General features: G+C 71.7%; 15 protein-coding genes and 3 pseudogenes. 10 read left to right on the plus strand and 8 right to left on the minus strand.

Features of this window, described 5'->3' with window-relative positions; genetic code table 11:
• Positions 1–279 precede the first annotated feature (279 nt).
• The gene (locus ACU6P3_RS26335; RefSeq protein ID WP_447194384.1) at positions 280–438 is read right to left on the minus strand and encodes a hypothetical protein; all 159 of its coding nucleotides are present in this window, start codon (positions 436–438) and stop codon (positions 280–282) included.
• On the opposite strand from ACU6P3_RS26335, the gene ACU6P3_RS26340 reads away from it, so the two are divergent.
• From ACU6P3_RS26340 to asnB, 6 genes and pseudogenes are all read left to right on the plus strand, one after another.
• Positions 410–646, plus strand: a complete 237-nt coding sequence (locus ACU6P3_RS26340; RefSeq protein ID WP_447194385.1) for an SDR family oxidoreductase — start codon at positions 410–412, stop codon at positions 644–646. The two genes, ACU6P3_RS26335 and ACU6P3_RS26340, sit on opposite strands and share 29 nt — an antisense overlap.
• Positions 647–901, plus strand: a pseudogene (locus tag ACU6P3_RS26345) (sugar phosphate isomerase/epimerase family protein); the annotation flags it as partial.
• A 329-nt stretch (positions 902–1,230) separates the two neighbouring features.
• A pseudogene (locus ACU6P3_RS26350) lies at positions 1,231–1,545 on the plus strand (alkaline phosphatase family protein); the annotation flags it as partial.
• Positions 1,546–1,599: 54 nt separating this feature from the next.
• A complete protein-coding gene (locus ACU6P3_RS26355) occupies positions 1,600–2,763 on the plus strand; it encodes a sugar phosphate isomerase/epimerase family protein (protein ID WP_447194386.1) in 1,164 nt (387 codons plus the stop codon).
• A gap of 202 nt (positions 2,764–2,965) precedes the next feature.
• Complete coding sequence (locus ACU6P3_RS26360; protein WP_447194387.1) at positions 2,966–5,083, plus strand: PQQ-dependent sugar dehydrogenase; 2,118 nt, start codon at positions 2,966–2,968, stop codon at positions 5,081–5,083.
• A gap of 548 nt (positions 5,084–5,631) precedes the next feature.
• The gene (asnB, locus tag ACU6P3_RS26365) at positions 5,632–7,473 is read left to right on the plus strand and encodes an asparagine synthase (glutamine-hydrolyzing) (protein WP_447194388.1); all 1,842 of its coding nucleotides are present in this window, start codon (positions 5,632–5,634) and stop codon (positions 7,471–7,473) included.
• Positions 7,474–7,720: 247 nt separating this feature from the next.
• On the opposite strand, the gene ACU6P3_RS26370 is transcribed toward asnB, so the two are convergent.
• Positions 7,721–8,683, minus strand: coding sequence for an AraC family transcriptional regulator (locus ACU6P3_RS26370; RefSeq protein WP_447194389.1), 963 nt, complete (start codon positions 8,681–8,683; stop codon positions 7,721–7,723).
• A gap of 267 nt (positions 8,684–8,950) precedes the next feature.
• Here ACU6P3_RS26370 and ACU6P3_RS26375 point away from each other — a divergent pair, with 267 nt between their 5' ends.
• Complete coding sequence (locus ACU6P3_RS26375; protein WP_447194390.1) at positions 8,951–9,550, plus strand: NAD(P)H-dependent oxidoreductase; 600 nt, start codon at positions 8,951–8,953, stop codon at positions 9,548–9,550.
• Positions 9,551–9,767: 217 nt separating this feature from the next.
• Here the strand turns inward: ACU6P3_RS26375 and ACU6P3_RS26380 are convergent, their stop codons facing one another.
• Complete coding sequence (locus tag ACU6P3_RS26380; RefSeq protein ID WP_447198196.1) at positions 9,768–10,064, minus strand: hypothetical protein; 297 nt, start codon at positions 10,062–10,064, stop codon at positions 9,768–9,770.
• A 16-nt stretch (positions 10,065–10,080) separates the two neighbouring features.
• Here ACU6P3_RS26380 and ACU6P3_RS26385 point away from each other — a divergent pair.
• The 3 genes and pseudogenes from ACU6P3_RS26385 to ACU6P3_RS26395 all read left to right on the plus strand — a co-directional run.
• Positions 10,081–10,230 (plus strand): annotated as a pseudogene (locus tag ACU6P3_RS26385) (helix-turn-helix domain-containing protein); the annotation flags it as partial.
• A gap of 91 nt (positions 10,231–10,321) precedes the next feature.
• Positions 10,322–10,495, plus strand: coding sequence for a hypothetical protein (locus tag ACU6P3_RS26390; RefSeq protein WP_447198197.1), 174 nt, complete (start codon positions 10,322–10,324; stop codon positions 10,493–10,495).
• 413 nt (positions 10,496–10,908) lie between these two features.
• Positions 10,909–11,592: a phosphatase PAP2 family protein gene (locus ACU6P3_RS26395; RefSeq protein WP_447194391.1), complete on the plus strand. Its 684-nt coding sequence runs from the start codon at positions 10,909–10,911 to the stop codon at positions 11,590–11,592.
• 12 nt (positions 11,593–11,604) lie between these two features.
• Here ACU6P3_RS26395 and ACU6P3_RS26400 read toward each other — a convergent pair whose 3' ends face one another.
• From ACU6P3_RS26400 to ACU6P3_RS26420, 5 genes are read right to left on the minus strand one after another with little or no spacing between them, the layout of a single operon-like run.
• The gene (locus ACU6P3_RS26400; RefSeq protein WP_447194392.1) at positions 11,605–12,978 is read right to left on the minus strand and encodes a glutamate-1-semialdehyde 2,1-aminomutase; all 1,374 of its coding nucleotides are present in this window, start codon (positions 12,976–12,978) and stop codon (positions 11,605–11,607) included.
• Positions 12,979–12,985: 7 nt separating this feature from the next.
• Positions 12,986–13,537, minus strand: coding sequence for a dTDP-4-dehydrorhamnose 3,5-epimerase family protein (locus tag ACU6P3_RS26405; RefSeq protein ID WP_447194393.1), 552 nt, complete (start codon positions 13,535–13,537; stop codon positions 12,986–12,988).
• Positions 13,538–13,548: 11 nt separating this feature from the next.
• Positions 13,549–14,790: a polysaccharide pyruvyl transferase family protein gene (locus ACU6P3_RS26410; protein WP_447194394.1), complete on the minus strand. Its 1,242-nt coding sequence runs from the start codon at positions 14,788–14,790 to the stop codon at positions 13,549–13,551.
• The gene (locus ACU6P3_RS26415) at positions 14,787–15,743 is read right to left on the minus strand and encodes a glycosyltransferase family 2 protein (protein WP_447194395.1); all 957 of its coding nucleotides are present in this window, start codon (positions 15,741–15,743) and stop codon (positions 14,787–14,789) included. Before ACU6P3_RS26415 ends, ACU6P3_RS26410 begins: the two co-directional genes overlap by 4 nt.
• Positions 15,740–17,038, minus strand: coding sequence for an MATE family efflux transporter (locus tag ACU6P3_RS26420; RefSeq protein WP_447194396.1), 1,299 nt, complete (start codon positions 17,036–17,038; stop codon positions 15,740–15,742). The genes ACU6P3_RS26415 and ACU6P3_RS26420 overlap by 4 nt, the downstream gene beginning before the upstream one ends.
• Positions 17,039–17,040 lie beyond the last annotated feature (2 nt).

Genomic DNA, 17,040 nt, shown 5'->3' on the forward strand with positions numbered 1-17,040 from the left:
TTCCCGGCGCAGCCAGCCACCAGGGCCACCAGCAACACCAGGACCACTCCAAGCCCCGGACGGTCACCGCGAAGAGACCGTAAGGCCGGTCTGCCGCGCCCCGGCGTCCGCCGACGCCTCGTGCCCGGACGCGTAGCCGGGACGACCCGGGTCATGTGCCGCTCGGGGCGTGACTCAGTCTCCGGAGACCGCTGTCCGTGGCGCGGTCCTTTGTGTTGACCGCGAAGGGTCCGGCGCCGGCGGCTTCCGGTTCGCCCCCGTCGTCGAGGCCGCCGAAGCTCACCGGTCGTCCGTCTCGTCGTCCCAGGGGCGCCAGTGGCCGGTGCTGTCGACCGTGCCGAGTTGCTGGTCGGCGAAGTGCACGCCGAATCCGTGGACGTCGTCCTGGGCCGAGGCCCGCTTCGGACCGGTGGCATCCTCATCAACAACGCCGCCCACCTCCACGTCGGCATCATCGAGACCCCCCCTCGCCCACGGCCCCGACGGCACCGCGCTCGTCCCCGTCGACGACTTCGCCATCCCGCGCAACGCCACCCCGGAGGAGATCGCCGACTTCATCCTCTTCGCCGCCTCGGACCAGGCGCGCTTCGCCACCGGCGCCGAGTTCGTCGCCGACGGCGGCTTCGCCCTCGGCCCCCTCGCCTGACGGGGCCAGGACTTCGTCTCCGCCGGGCACGGCGACGTCCCCTGGGAGGACGTGTTCCGGATGCTGCGCTCCATCCGCTACGCCGGGCCGATCTCCGTGGAATGGAGGGACCCCGGCATGGACCGCCTCGTCGGTGCGCCGCAGGCACTCGCCCATCTGAAGCGATTCGACTTCGACCCGCGTTCGGCATCCTTCGACGCCGCCTTCGGAGGCGGCGACAACTGGGCGCTGGGCGCTCCGCACCAAGAGGCGTGATATGCCGCCGGGCTGGTCCGGGCTGGTCCGGGCTGGTCCGGGCTGGTCCGGGCTGCCCGGGCACGGCTTTGTCCTGACTCGGGAAGAAGTTTGCCGTCTCTGTTGCGCAAGGGGTTCCGGTCAAGAACGAACGAGGTTACTGTCCCTTCGTGCACAGGGACCACACAATGGTTCGAGACTGGCGGCGCGTTCAGGTCGCGCGGCGCGCCGCTCGTTTGACCGGCCTACGGAGGACAGCCCGACACTGGGCAGGGCCAAGCACTCAGGTACCCCGCATTTCTCACCGGCGGCCCTTGCCGCCCACTCGCACGCCGTAACCACGCCAACCCTGGTTCACGTACTACTACTGGCTCGACGACGCCCGCGCCCCTGACTTCGCCCGGCTCGTCGAGATCCACCGCAAACCCGCTACGACCTCGTCGAGCTGTTCATGGATCCCGAAGATCCTTACGTGCGGCATGCGCTACCAGCTCGCCGTCGTACCCCTTGACGCCTCACCCGTACGCGGCGGACACGGCCGCCTCCCCACGGGCGACGAAGAAGGTCCGCTCGTCCTGGTCTCCACCCCCCGCGCAGTATCCGGCCGCGTAGCGGCCACCGAGGTGGAAGTCCCCTGGTTCCTGCGGCTCGTCGGCCTCTCTTGAGGCGGTAGCCGTTCGGGCGCCCGCAGCACTGCGACAACGAAAGAGAGAACCACTGTGACCGCGTTCAACGACGAAGCCGTCACCGGCGACGCCCTGCGCCGCGCGCTCGGCGTCAGTCGCCGCCGTTTCCTCAGCACCTGCACGGCCGCCACGGCCGCGGCGGTGGCCGCCCCGGTCTTCGGCGCCGCGCCCGCCCTGGCGCAGGACGGAGCGGAAGCCGCCGGTTATGACGGTGGGCGTTCCGCTCTGGTCCCGCCGCACAAGCGCGGCATCATCCTCTACACCGTGCGTGACGCGGTCGGCCGCGACCCGTTGGCCTCCGATCTGCCGTCCGGTTTCCGTGAGGTGTTCAAGCAGCTGTCGCGCTTCGGCTACCGCCAGGTGGAGTTCGCCGGCTACGGCCAGCACGCCAACGCGCCCGGCGGCGCAGATCTGGGCACCGTCCAGGGCGCGAAGCTGCTGCGCTCATGGCTCGACGAGTACGGCCTGCGGGCGCAGGGCAGCCACGGCTTCATCCCCCCGTCCTGGCCGCTGACCCCGTCCGACCGGGACACCTTCCAGCGCTACCTGGAGATCGCCAACATCCTTGGCATGGAGCACATGGGGACCGGCGGCGACCCCACCGGCACCCCCTACCGGGCCGACTGGGACCTCGCCGCGCGGAAGTGGAACACCCTGGGCGCCATCGCCCGCCGTGAGGGCATCAAGCTCTACACCCACAACCACGACAGCGCCTACGACTTCCTGCTCGACGGCGGCCCGCTCGACGCCCAGGGCCGGCCGACCCGGAGCTCCGGTATCCGGAAGCTGGAGTACTTCCTGAAGGTGACGGACCGCAAGAGCGTCTATCTGGAGCTGGACGTCTTCTGGGCGCACGTGGCCCAGTACAAGTTCCACACGTACACCGCCCACGACGGCTCGCGGCGTGAGAGTGTCTTCGACCCGGCCGGACTCGTGGTCCGCAACACCAACCGCTTCCCGCTCTTCCACGCGAAGGACGGCGTGGTCAATCAGCAGAGCGGCCTGGGCTACGACATGGTGCCCTTCGGCACGGGCGACATCGACTACCGGCGGTTCTTCACACGGGTGGGTGCGAAGAACTACCACAACCCGATGGTCGAGCAGGACACCGCACCGAGCGCGAGCGTTCCCGGTCAGTCCCTGGAGTATGCCCGGATCGGCTACAACAACCTCGCGGCCCTGCGCGCCCGTAACTGACGATGCGTCATGCACATGGCCCGCTCGGCGAGTTGGCGCGGGGCGAGCCCTGGGTGCCCGAAAAGACATGAAATGCAAGGGCGAACTTTCATTGAAAAGTTTGAGACTTTGTCCTTGACGAGTTGAAAGTGGGCGCTCTAGCGTCCAGCTCACGCATTTTGCCTGCGCTTTCACCCGCTAGGCCGGACCAAAGGAGTTCTGAGTGCGCAACAGACGGATCGTCACCCTCGTGGGGGCGGCTGCGTTGGCCGGAGCCGTCGGGCTCCTGCCCCTCTCTCCAGCCCAAGCCGCCCCAGACCCCGTGCCGCCGGCTTCGTCGGACTTCCAGAAGGTCACCCTCAACGATCGCCCGGGCGAGCCCATGGCCCTGGCAGTCCTGCCCGACCGGCGAGTGCTGCACACGGCGCGTACCGGAGAGGTCCGCATCCACGACCCCAAGAGCGGCGTGAACTTCCTCGCCGCCGACATGAAGAAGAGTCCCGCCGGGCTGTACCAGCACGACGAAGAAGGCGTGCAGGGCATCGCCGTCGACCCCGACTTCGCCAAGAACCACTGGGTCTACCTCTACTACTCGCCCCGCCTCGACACCCCCATGGACGACCCGGCCACCCCCGGCGTCAACGAGGGTGACGCACCGCAGTCCGGCACGGCCGAGGACTTCGCCGAGTACAAGGGCGTCACCCGGCTGTCGCGGTTCAAGCTCGCGGGCAACAAGCTCGACTACGCCACCGAGCAGAAGATCATCGACGTGCCGGCGGACCGCGGCCTCTGCTGCCACGTCGGCGGAAAGATCGACTTCGACCACAAGGGCAACCTGTTCCTGTCGACCGGCGACGACACCAATCCGTTCTCCTCCGACGGCTACGCCCCGCTCGACGACCGGCCCGACCGCAACCCGGCCTATGACGCGCGGCGCACCTCGGGCAACACCAACGACCTGCGCGGCAAGGTCCTGCGCATCAAGGTCAAGCGCGACGGCGGCTACGTCATACCGGGCGGCAACCTCTTCGCGCCGGGCACCCCCAAGACCCGTCCGGAGATCTACGCCATGGGTCTGCGCAACCCGTTCCGCTTCGGGGTGGACGACAAGACGGGCGCGGTCTACGTCGGCGACTACTCACCCGACGCCAAAACCGCCAGCCCTGACCGCGGCCCCGCCGGCCAGGGCCGCTGGATGGTCATCGACCGCCCCGCCAACTACGGCTGGCCGTTCTGCGTGACTCGGGACCAGCCGTACCAGGACTACGACTTCGCCACCAAGACCTCCAGCGGCGCGTTCGACTGCGCCAAGCCGGTCAACGACTCGCGACACAACACCGGCCGGAGCGTGCTGCCGCCGGTCACGGACGCGGAGATCGTCTACGGCTACGACGCCTCCCCGACGTTCCCCGAACTCGGCACGGGCGGCATCGGTCCCATGGGCGGCCCGGCGTACCAGTACGACCGGCGGAACAAGGCCCAGAACCGCTGGCCCCAGTACTTCGACGGCAAGCCGCTCTTCTACGAGTGGACCCGCGACCAGATGAAGGCCATCACCCTCGGCAAGAAGAACGAGGTCCGGAAGATCGAGGACGCGATCCCCTCGATCACGACGGACGGCCCGATCGACGCCGAATTCGGCCCGGACGGCGCGCTGTACGTCCTCGAGTACGGCACCGGGTACTTCGCGGAACTGCCCGAGGCCCAGCTCTCCCGCATCGACTTCACCCGGGGCAACCGCACACCGGAGCCCAAGGTCGCCGCGGACGTGGTCAACGGCACCAGCCCGCTGACGGTCCAGCTCTCCAGCGCCGGCACGAAGGACGCCGACGGTGACGCCCTCCGCTACGCCTGGGACTTCGACGCCGACGGCACCGTGGACTCCAGGGAGGCGAACCCGAAGCACACGTTCACCGAGAACGGCGTCTACGACGCCACGCTGAAGGTCACCGACAGCACCGGGCGCTCGGCCTCCGCCTCCGTTCCCGTCGTCGTCGGCAACAAGGCACCGGTCGTCTCACTCACCACCGACCCGGCTCCGCACGGCGGCACGCCGTTCCACTGGGGCGACACGGTCACCTGGCTGGTCACCGTCACCGATGACCAGCCGGTGGACTGCTCGAAGGTCAGCGTCTCGTTCATCCTCGGCCACGACTCGCACGGCCACCCGCTGTCGACGAGCAACGGCTGCTCCGGATCGTTCAAGACGTTCGTGGACGGCGGTCACTCCGGTGCGGACAACCTGAAGGCGGTCTTCAACGCCACCTACACGGACACGCCCCCGGACGGCCTGCCGCCCCTCTCGGGCAGCGCCGAGGTCGCACTGACCCCGGCCGACTGACCGGCAGCGGGGACACCGCGGCGGGGCGCCACCTGGACTGCCCCGTTGCGGTGGCACCGCGACCCGATCCGGGCGGCCTGTCAGGGCCAACTCCTTTGCGATCACAGTGATGTACCGGGCTCGGCTCGTTGTGTCCGGCAGTGCGTCGGCCGATGTACTCGGGTGTGGCATCGGAGAACTGCGATCAGCACGGGTCGCGGTCACCGCCCGCGCGGAACGTGTCCGGGAGGCGTGGCCGCCATCGGGTGCCGCGCTTCGTACAACGGCGCCCGGCCCGCGCAGGTGGTCAAGTTTTTACCCGTGGCCGGTTCCCGGCGGGGGTCCGCCCGGGCGGAGGGGGCGCGGCGGGTTTCGCGCAGGCCAAGTGCGGCCGAAAACCGCGCCCGGAGCAGCCGTTGCCCGTGACGTCCTTGTTGACCGGGCCGATCGCCGGGCGCACCCTCGCAAGTAGATGGCGATAGCACCTTTTTCGCGGGATCGCTTCCTTGACGGGAAACAGCGGGTGGGGGCGGGAACCGCGGGGGCGCACCTGGCGCGGGAGGTAACACATGTGTGGCATCACCGGCTGGATATCCTTCGAGCGCGACCTGGGTTCCGCGGCAGCCGTGTTGGACGCGATGACCGAGACAATGTCCTGCCGGGGCCCCGACGACCGCGGCACCTGGGTCCAGGGCCCAGCCGCCCTTGGGCACCGCAGGCTCGCGATCATCGACCTGCCCGGCGGCCGGCAGCCGATGACCGCCGACACCCCGTACGGGACCGTCGCCCTCGTGTACTCGGGGGAGACCTACAACTTCGAGGAACTGCGCCGCGAACTCATCGGCAGGGGGCACCGGTTCAGCACCTCCTCCGACACCGAGGTGGTGCTGCGCGGCTACCTCGAATGGGGTGACGAGGTCGCCGAACGCCTCAACGGCATGTACGCGTTCGCCGTCTGGGACGGCCGCCGGGACACGCTCGTCCTGATCCGCGACCGCATGGGCATCAAGCCCTTCTACTACCGGCCGACACCCGACGGCGTCCTCTTCGGCTCCGAACCGAAGGCGATCCTCGCCAACCCGCTGGCCCCCGCCCGCGTGACGCTCGACGGACTGCGCGAACTGTTCACCATGGTCAAGACACCCGGCCACGCGATCTGGGACGGCATGGCCGAGGTCGAACCCGGCACCGTCGTCACCGTCGACCGCGAGGGTGTCCACCGCCGGGTCTACTGGGAGCTGGAGACCCGGCCGCACACCGACGACCGCGACACCACCGTCGCCACCGTCCGCTCCCTCCTCGACGACATCGTGCGCCGCCAGCTCGTCGCCGACGTGCCCCGCTGCACCCTGCTCTCCGGCGGCCTCGACTCCTCCGCGATGACCGCCATCGCCGCCCGTCAACTCGGGCGGCATGGCGAGAAGGTGCGCAGTTTCGCCGTCGACTTCGCCGGCCAGACCGACCGCTTCGTCGCCGACGAACTCCGCGGCACTCCCGACACCCCCTTCGTCCACGACGTGGCCCACACCGCCGGGACCGACCACCAGGACATCGTCCTGGACGCCCAGGCCCTCGCCGATCCCGCCATCCGCGAGAAGGTGATCCGGGCCCGCGATCTGCCCGCCGGATTCGGCGACATGGACGCCTCGGTCCTTCTGCTGTTCCGGGCCATCCGTGACCAGTCCACCGTCGCGCTGTCCGGCGAGTCCGCCGACGAGGTCTTCGGCGGCTACCTCCAGTTCTTCGACGAGGAGGCCCGCCGTGGCGGTACCTTCCCCTGGCTGGTGCGCTACGGCCGCCACTTCGGCGACGACGGCGAGGTGCTGAGCCCCGGCCTGCTGGCCTCCCTCGATCTTGACGCGTACATCGCAGACGGCTACCGCACCGCCGTATCGGGCGTCCGGCGCCTCGACGAGGAGAGCGACTTCGAGTACCGGATGCGCCGCGTCTGCAACCTTCACCTCACCCGGTTCGTGCGCATCCTTCTCGACCGCAAGGACCGCGCGAGCATGGCCGTCGGCCTGGAGGTCCGGGTGCCGTTCTGCGACCATCGGCTCGTCGAGTACGTCTACAACACCCCGTGGACACTCAAGTCCTACGACGGCCGGGAGAAGACCCTGCTCAGGGAGGCCACCGCCGACGTCCTCCCGCGGTCCGTCTACGACCGGGTGAAGAGCCCCTACCCGTCCACCCAGGACCCCGAGTACGGGCTGGCGCTCCAGGACCAGGCCAAGGACCTGCTGGCCAGGACCGGCCACCCGGTCTTCGACCTCGTCGACCGCGACCGGCTGCACAGCGCCGCGCACCGTGACCTGTCCGTCCACACCCCGGCCCAACGCCGTGGGCTGGAACGCGCGCTCGACCTGGCCCAGTGGCTCGACCTGTACCGCCCCGAGGTCGTACTCGCCTGACCTCTGGCCCTGGCTGTCGGCGCTCGTCGCCGTACCCGCCCGGACCTGTGGCGGGTGATCGAGCAGCGCGCCGACCGCAGTGTGGTTGTCGAAGTGGGCCACCGGGGTGGCGGCCGACAACATGCGTGACTCTGCCCGGCCACGGTAACCACCGACAGCTGGGGGGAACGCTCGGAGGCCGGTTGCACCTCTGTTTTGCTGACCAGCGGAAGGCCCTGAAGGTGGGGGGCGGACGCCTGGGGACGTGTCATGGGGGTGTGCCGACCGGCTGCGGGGGTGGGGTCGTCGCGGTGCGCCGATACGCGCTGGGGCTGATGCCGCGGACCCGTTTGAACGCCGCGCTGAAAGCGAACGCGTCGGAGTAGCCGACGGTGCGGGCGATCTCCGCGACAGTCGCCGTCTCGCGTTCGGTCAGCAGGTCCGCCGCGAGCGTCATGCGCCAGTGGGTGAGGTAGGTCAGCGGCGGTTCGCCGACGAGGTCGGTGAACCGCTTCGCCAGCGTGGCCCGCGACACCCCGGTCCGGTCGGCGAGCGAGGCAACCGTCCACGGCGCTGCCGGTTCCCCGTGCAGCAGGCGCAGCGCGCCGCCCACCACCGGGTCGCGCCCGGCGGAGTACCAGCCCGGCGGAGTGCCGCCGGGCCGGTCGAAATACTCGCGCAGGGCGCACACCAGCATCCAGTCCAGCAGCCGGTCGAGGACGACCTGCTGGCCCGGCGTGTCGGCGGCGACCTCGGCGGCGAGATGGTCCCACACGGGGTCGGGCCCGCCGCCGGATCCCACGCGCAGTACGTCGGGCAGCGCGTCCAGCAGCCAGCGGCTGATCTCGCCGTGCACCGGGTAGGCGCCGATGACCAGGGTCGTCGTGTCCTCCCCGCCGGTACCGGCGTCGTGCCAGCCGAGCCGGTACCTGGTCCCGCCCTGCTCGGGCGTCGAGCAGAACGCGCCGCACGCGACGGGTTCGGCCCGGGTGCCCACCTCGTCGACGAAGAGGAACGGCGCGGGGCCTCGCACGATCACTGTCTCGCCGGTGTCCAGACGCTCGGGCGGGCGGCGCTCCGGCACGATCCAGCCGCCTCCGGAGAGGACGGTGCACAAGGTCAGCGGCGCGCCGTCCACGAAGTGCAGCGACCAGGGCGGGTTCAGGGTCGAACTGCCGAACAACGAGCCCTGGGCCCGCAGTCCGCGCAGAAGGTCACCGAAAGCATCCACCCGCCAAGGCTAAACGATTCAGACGATTACCCAGGTGATCTGGCTTGTCGCCTATGGAATCGTCCGGGTGCGTGCCGTTGAATCGCTTTCGTGAGCAACGACATCCGAGGACTTCGTCCCGGGGGCCACGGCAGCGGGAAGCCTGGCGGCGCTGAACCCCGCGGGCCCCGGCCCGGCGTACCGGACTCCGGAGGCGGAGCACCGCACGCCATCCTGCCCACCCACACCACCGGTTGACATCCGTCCGTCACGTAACTGGAGCCATCGATGCATACCCTGCTGGTCACCGCCAACCCGGATCCCCGGTCCCTGACGCATTACGTGCTGGGAAGACTTGAGGCAGCGCTGCGACCCAGTTCGGTCGAGATCGCCGACCTCTCCGAGGAGCGGTTCGACCCCCGGTTCACTCAGGCGGATCGGCGGGCGTACCACGAGGGCGGCAACTATCCGGCTGACGTCATGGCTGAGCACCGTCGTCTTGAGCGTGCCACCGATCTCGTGCTGGTCTTCCCCGTGTACTGGTGGTCGATGCCCGCACTGCTGAAGGGGTGGATCGACCGTGTCTTTGTCAACGGCTGGGCCTTCGAGCACTCCCCCGCTTCGGGCCTGCGCCCGCGACTGCAGCACCTCACCACGCATCTTCTGCCCATCGCCGGCGACGACTCCGGTGCGTACGAGCGCCACGGATACGAGAGCGCGCTGCGGACACAGATCGAGCACGGCATCGTCGACTACTGCGGCAGCCGGCGCGGCTCCACAGCGTTCATCCACGAATCCGAACAACTCTCCCCCGAGGCCACGGCGCGAAATGTTGACCGTGCGGTACGGACCATCAGTGAAGCCATCCATGCCCGCGTCGCGGAGTGAGGCGGATCGGACGCCCGTCCCACCGGTGAGATGGCCTTGCCCTGGGCGGCCTCACCGGGCCCGAGTTCCTCGACCGCGTCGCAGGGCTCGGCTGCCGCCTTGACCGACGGGACCTCGTGATGATCGTCCTGAACAAATCCCCAGGTCAGGAGTCACGCGCCGCGCAGCCCGCCCGCGCCACCCAGCTCGGCGCGATGCGGGCCGACATGGGCGACTACTACGTAGTGGTCACCACGGGAGCCGTCTGGCGGAGCGGGGCGGCCGTCGCCCCCGAACACACCGCGCACGGAGGCGGCATCAGCCGCAGCGTCGAACCCGCCATGCTGCCCACCGCCCTCACCCAGGCCCGCAGCGCCGCCGCGGTGGCACGCTCCATGGGCAGCCCGCGCGTGCTGCGCTTCGACGAACTCGGCGTCGAGCGGCTGCTGGTCTCCCTGGCCCAGGGGCCGGAGCTCGCCGGGTACGTCCAGGACGAGCTGGGCCCGGTCCTGGCGCGGGACGCCCGGTCGGCCACACCGCTCCTGCCCACCCTGCGCGTGTACCTGGAAACCGACGGAAACAAGTCGCACGCGGCGGCCACTCTGCACATCCAGAGGCGTACGTTGTACAACCGGCTCGACCGGCTGTCCGCCCTGCTGGGGCGTTCCCTCGAGGACACCGCCACCCGGCAGGCGCTGTTCCTGGCCGTCAAGAGCCTGGCAGAGGACGCTCGGCCTCAACGGCTGGTACACCGCGGGCCCCGACAACGAAGTCCCTCTGGGCAACCTGCAGATGCTCGGCAAGCTCCAGGCCGCCCACGTCAAGGGAGCCCGCTCCTGGGCGCCCACCCTGGCACTGAAGGCCTTCACCGACCGCAGCCTGGACATCTACCTGACCACGGAGGACCTGACCATCGCGGCCAACGCGGTGCGCGTCGCCCCGCACATCGCGGAGGCCTGCCGCTGACACGCACCACCGCATCCACGACCGGACGGCGGGCGGCGGTCGTCCCCGCACCCCACGTCGGTGTTGCCCGCACCCCGGTGACAACCGCGTCCTCGTCACCACCGCCCGGTACGGGTGAAGAGCCCGACAGCGGCCTCCGGCGCGGTGCTCGGCATCCCCGTACCGGTGAAGGGAACGGCGGCCTGCTCCCGGCGCGGCCGACGCTCATGGTGCGAGGACCCCTGAAACCCTCTGACGGGTCAAGTCCGACGGGCTAAGGTGGCGAATGGAGACTGCTTCCGATGCCCTTGGACCTGGCGTCGGTCCGAGGGGAGGGCGAGGTGCCTCGTTGCCGGATGGTCCGCGACGGTGTGCGGGCTCATCTCCGTCCCGCTCCTGAGCGGGGTGTTCGGCTCGACCGCCGCCACGGGCGTGTGTCCGGCCGGTCGGCGTCCGAGGTGCTGCCCGCGTCGCTGCGCGTGTGGCTCGGACTGATCGCGGTCGTCGCCGCGTCGTTGGTCGTCGTGCTCGGGGGCCGGTACGCCGACGACAGCGAGCCCGGCGCGGTGGACGCGCGGATCTGGGCGGCGGTGGACGGTGCGGGGCCGCTGTGGCGGGACGTCGCCCTGGCCACGGACTTCTTGGGGGAGCCCGTGGGAGCGGCGACGCTGGTCGTGGCCGCGGTGACGGGCTGCCTGTTGCTTCGGCGGCCTCGCGCGGCGGTGCTCGTCGTCGCCGGTGCCGGTGTGAGCGTGGGCGCGGCGACGCTGCTCAAGCAGGTGGTGGGTCGTACCATCCACGGCGACGGCAACCTGTCCTATCCGAGCGGGCACACCGCCTTCCTCACCGCGCTCGCCCTCGTGGCGGCGCTGCTCGCGACCGGCCGGCTCGGCCTCGGCAGGGCGGCCGGCGCGCTGCTCGTGCTCGCCGCGGCGCTGGCCGCCGGCGCCGCCATGGGCTGGGCGCAGGTCGTCCTGGGCGCGCACTACCCGACCGACGTCCTCGGCGGCTGGTGCACCGCGCTGGCGGTGGTACCAACGACCGCGTGGCTGGTGGACCGGACGGCCGACGGGACGGCCGACCGGATGACAGGCGCCGGTCGGCCGGAGCGCCGCTGACGGAACGTCAGGTCACGCCAGGCGACGGAACACCGGCTTCACCGGTCGCCCGCCCAGCCAGGGGGTGGGATCGGCCGCGTCAAGTGCCTTCCGGTACACCGCACATGCCTGGGCCACCACGTCGACGGTCCGATCGATGTCGGCGTCGTCGAGCGCGCCGCTCACCACGAACGAGGGGGCCAGCACCCCGCCCGCGAGGAGCCGGCGCAGGAACAGGGTGCGGTACCGCTGCGACGGCCGGCGGTTCTCGTCGAGGGTGGCGAAGACCAGGTTGCTGGCCCGGCCCCGGACGACGACGTGGTCGCCGACGCCCATGCTCGCCGCGGCGTCGCGGACACCGGCGGCCAGCCGCTCGCCGAGGGCGTGCAGTCGCGCGGTGACGCCCTCCTCGACGTAGGTGGTCTGCACGGCCATCGCGGCGGCCAGCGAGTGCGTTTCCGCACCGTGCGTGGTGGACAGCAGGAACACCCGGTCGCCGGGGTGACGCAGGCCGCCGCGCTCCATCAGGTCGCGGCGCCCGGCGAGCGCCGAGACGGCGAACCCGTTGCCCAGCGCCTTGCCGAACGTGGAGAGGTCGGGGACGACGCCGTACAGGCCCTGGGCGCCCGCCTCGGACCAGCGGAATCCGGTGATCATCTCATCGAAGATCAGTACGCAGCCGTGCCGGTCGGCCAGCTCGCGCAGGCCGGCCAGGTACCCGGGAGTGGGGTCCGTCGTGCCCGGACGCGGTCGCAGGCCCGGGGGAGGCCCGGTGTGCGTGGCCGGTTCGAGGATCAGGCAGGCGATCTCGTCCCGGTGCCGGGAGAGCAACTCCTCCGTGGCGGCCAGGTCCCCGTACGGGAACGTCACGGTGAGCTCGTTGGTCGCCGCCGGAACGCCGGCGGACATCGGCGTGGTGCCGATGAACCAGTCGTCGACCGAGAAGAACGGATGGTCGGCGCAGACGGCCACCCGCGGGCGCCCGGTGGCGGCGCGGGCGAGGCGTACCGCGGCGGTGGTGGCGTCGGAGCCGTTCTTCGCGAACTTCACCATCTCCGCGGTCGGCACCGTGGCCAGGAAGCGTTCCGCGGCCTCGGCCTCCACGATGGACGGCCGGACGAAGTTGCTGCCGCGGTCGAGTTCCCGCCGCACGGCCTCGATCACGCGCGGATGGGCGTGACCGAGGCTGACCGAGCGCAGGCCGGAGCCGTACTCGATGTAACGGTTGCCGTCGACGTCCCACACGTGGGCGCCGCGGCCGTGGCTGATGACCGGGGCCAGGTTCTCGGGGTACTGGTCGTCACCCTTGGCGTAGGTGTGCGCGCCCCCGGGGATCACGGCGTGCAGCCGCTCGTTCGCCGCCCGCGACCGGGGGAGGAGGAACTCTCCGGTGTCTTCGGTGTCCACGCCGACCTCAACTCTCTTTCCGCCGCAGGGCATCGGCGAGGCTCGGCGCCTCCCGGTCCCGCCGGGACATCGATGTGACCGGCAGCGGCCAGGGAATGGCGAGCTCCGGATCGTCGAAGGCGATCGTCACGTCCTCCGCCGGGTCGTGCGGGCGGTCGATCCGGTACGAGGTGTCGGCGGTTCCGGTCAGCGACTGGAAGCCGTGGGCACACCCCGCCGGGATGTACAGGGTCGCCTGCGTCTCGCCGGACAACTCGAAGAAGGCCCGCTCGCGGTAGGTCGGCGAGTCCGGCCGCAGGTCCACGACGACGTCGAAGACGCGCCCGTACGAGCACCGCACCAGCTTCGCCTCGCCGTCGCCGGAGCGCAGGTGCAGGCCGCGCAGCACGCCCCGGGCCGAGCGGGACACGCTGTCCTGGACGAAGGCGTTCGGGTCGAGGCCCACCGAGCGGACCACGTCGGCGTCGAAGGTCCGGCAGAAGAAGCCGCGTTCGTCGGCGTACGGCGTCGGCTCGAACAGGTAGGCGCCGGCGATGGCCGGGACTTCGGTCGCTCTCATTCCGGGCGCGTTCATGGAGCCTCCCGCAAGGCGTGGGTGTGGTCGGTCGCCGGGAACAGTGCCGCGGTCAGGGCGGTGAACTGGTGCTCGAGTCGCCTGGCGGCGGCCAGGTTCCGCTCGGTGAGGGTCCGCCGCAGCTCCGCCGAGCGCCTCTCCAGCGCCCGGAACTGCTCCAGCAGCCGGTCGGCGTCGACCTCGCGCGCCGGGTGGCGGTACGCGGCGAGGCCCATGCGCTCCATGAGCGCGTCGCTCTTCGCCGCATAGCTGAGGGCGAGCGTCGGTGTGCCGGCCTTCAGCGCGCAGATCAGGTTGTGGTAGCGGGTCGCCACCACGGTGTCGGCGGCCGCCGTCTCCTCCATCAGGTCGGCCAGCGAGGCCGCCTCCGCGGCGGTGACCAGGGGCGAGTCCACCGCGTCGAGGATCGCGGCGACCACCGGGGCGTCGCACGCGTCGCCGGTGAGCAGCCGGACCGGTCTGCCGTCCTCGACCAGCGCGCGGACGAACCGGGTCGTCCCGTCGAGGTAGCGCCGGTGGATCTCCCCGGCCCGGGCTCGGTCGTCGTCGCCGCCGTGGAAGTCCATGACGCCGACACAGACCGGGCCCGGCGGGCCCGGGGCGCCGCGCGGCGACTCCGCCCGTGGCGTCGGCAGGGCGAACGCGAGGTCCGGGTAGACCTCGTCGCGCGCGGTGTCCACGCCCATCTCCCGCATCGCGTCGCGGGACGGGGTGTCCCGGTACGAGCGGTAGGCCGCCAGCCGCGCCGACCAGCGCACCAGGGCGCGGGTCGACCGGTTGCCGATCGCGGCGGCGCCGACGCCGACCAGCGCGACCGGGGTGCGCAGCAGCCGGCCGCTCGCGCAGAGCAGGAACAGCGCGTACGGGAAGCCCCACGGCCGCAGCGGCAGCGTGGCCTCCAGGACGCCCATGCCGGGCACGAGCACCACGTCGTGCCTGCGTACCCAGGCGGCGGTGCGGACGGCGTCGACGAGTTTGCCCAGCCCCTTCGCCGCGATCGCGCCCGCGCGCGACGCGGTCCGGTACTCCCCGCGGTACCAGTGCAGCCGCGTCGCGGGGATCCCGTACCGTGCCGTGACGACCTCGGGCCCGCCGCACAGCGCGTCCACGACCGCCCCCGGGTGCTCGGCGCGGAGGTACCCGAGCACGGCCTCGAGCGACCCGTCGTTGCCGAGGTTCCCGGACCCGAGCAGGCCGAACACCCCGACGCGCACCGGAGTATCGTCCGCCGGCCTCATGCCGGCCCCCCGGCACGGCCGCCGCGACCGGCGACGAGGGCGTCGACGGAGACGGTGAGCTCGGCCGGGTCGACCGGGGCACGGTCCTCGACCCGCTCGCCGGCGCCCGGCCGGGCCCGGCTGGCCAGCCACGCGGCCAGGTGGCGGTAGCACGCGCGCCGGTCGGCCGGGGACAGCGGCGCCCGCCGGATCGCCGAGACGAAGCCCCAGACGTACTCGGCGAGCAGCCGCGGCGTCGGGTGCAGCGGGCCTGCCCTGCGCGGGTCGAGGTTGACGCACCGGGAGCGCTTGCCGGGGTTCGCCCGCTCGGCGCGGGTGGGGTGGTCGCGGCGGAAGTACAGCAGCTCCGGCACCTGGTGGAAGGGCCCGTGCAGGCCGATCTCGGCGACGAACGTGCGGTCCGCGTGGTGGTAGCTGTCGTGCGGCCTCACCCGGCGCAGCACGTCGGCCCGCATGACCCCGTAGAAGTCGTCGCCGCCGGGCTCGAACAGCATGCTGCGGAAGCGCTCGGGCGCGCTCGGCGATCCGGTGGCGAGACCGTACTCGTACGGGACCCTCACCCGGCCGTCGCCGTCGATGACCGCCTGGTCGGCGTGCGCGAGGATCACCTCCGGCCGCTCGTCCAGCGCCTGGACGCAGCGCCGCAGCAGGTCGCGGGCGTACAGGTCGTCGTGGGAGGCCCACTTGAACAGCTCGCCGCGGCACTCGGTGAACACGTAGTTGTGGTTCGGCGCGGCGCCGATGTTCTTCGGCAGCCGGATGTACCGGATGCGCGCGTCCCGAGCGGCGTACCGGCGGCAGATGTCCCGCGTTCCGTCGGTCGAGGCGTTGTCGGAGATGACCAGCTCGAAGTCCTCGTAGGTCTGGCCGAGCAGGGCGTCGAGCGACTCGGCGAGGTACTCCTCGCCGTTGTACACGGGCAGGCCGATGCTCAGCCGGGGTTGCGCGGTCATGACGTCCTCACTTCGGGAATGGGGTTCTGGTGGTGCTCGCGCAGGGCGGACCGCAGCTGCAGCCACCACACGGCGGAGGCGGTGACGGTCGCGGCGGCGACGCCCCAGGCCGAGCCGGCCGTGCCGGCCACGGCCGCCCCGCCGAGCCCGCCGATGACGTAACAGGCGGAGGCGAACAGCTGGCTGCGCAGGCTGCGCCGGGCCGCGGCGAGCGCGCGCAGCCCGGCCGCGGCCCCGGTGCCGAGGCCGGCGCCGGCGACGCCGAGGGTGACCGGCACGACGAGCGCCGAGGCGGAGCCCCAGACGTCGCCGAGCACGAGCGCGCCGAGCCGGTCCGGCACCAGCAGCAGCGCCGCGCCCCAGAGCAGCGCGGCGACGGCCTGCGCGCCGCCCAGCAGGAGGCAGAACCTGCCGAGGCGGTGCGGGTCCCTCCGCAGTACCCGTGCCGCCTCCGCGACGGTGACCAGCGAGAGCCCCATCAGCAGCGCCAGGAACGGGCCGAGGAGGAGTTCGGCGCCCCGGACCACACCCACCGCGCCGACCCCGACGATCGCGCCGAGCCCGTACGCCCGCAACTGGCTGGCGCCGCTGACGCCGACGTTCTCGACCAGGTACCGGTAGCCGAGGTCGCGGTGGTCGCGAAGCCACGCGCGGACCCCGGCCGGCCGGGGCCGGATGCCGGACTGGACGCAGCCGTACACCGCGGCCACCGCGGCGGACCCGCCCCAGGCGAGCAGATACGCGGCCACGCTGCCCACACGGGCCGCCACCACCAGGGCGGGGACGAGCGCGACGCCCCACACCAGGTCGTTGAGGAACGCCTTCCGCCCGGTGCCGGCCGCGAAGAACGCGTACCGCCAGGCGTCCTGCAGCAGCAGCCCCGGCAGCAGGACGCCGAGGCAGGCGAACGCGGGCCCCACACTCCCGCCGAGAGCGAGCCCGACCGCCAGGCACGCCGCGCCGACGGCGGCACCGACGCCGAGCGCGGTACCCGACGACCGGGCCACCGCCCCGCGCCAGGACGCGTCCGGCACGCCGCTGAAGCGCACCACGAGCGGGTCGGTGGCAAGGCCGCGGGCGACGCTGAGCACCACGCCGTAGGTCACCCAGGCCAGGCTGAACACGCCGAACGCGGCCGGCCCCAGCGAGCGGGCCACGTAGATCCCCACCACGAAGTTGGACAGGCTGGAGGCCGCCTGGTCGGCCAGTCCCCAGGACAGCCGGCCCGCGAGGGCCCGCCGGGCTGATCCGGCCGGCGGCGCCGGTGTCGTCGTCTTCTCCTCCTCGGTGGTCATCG

The sequence above is a fragment of the Streptomyces hebeiensis genome (assembly GCF_052983195.1).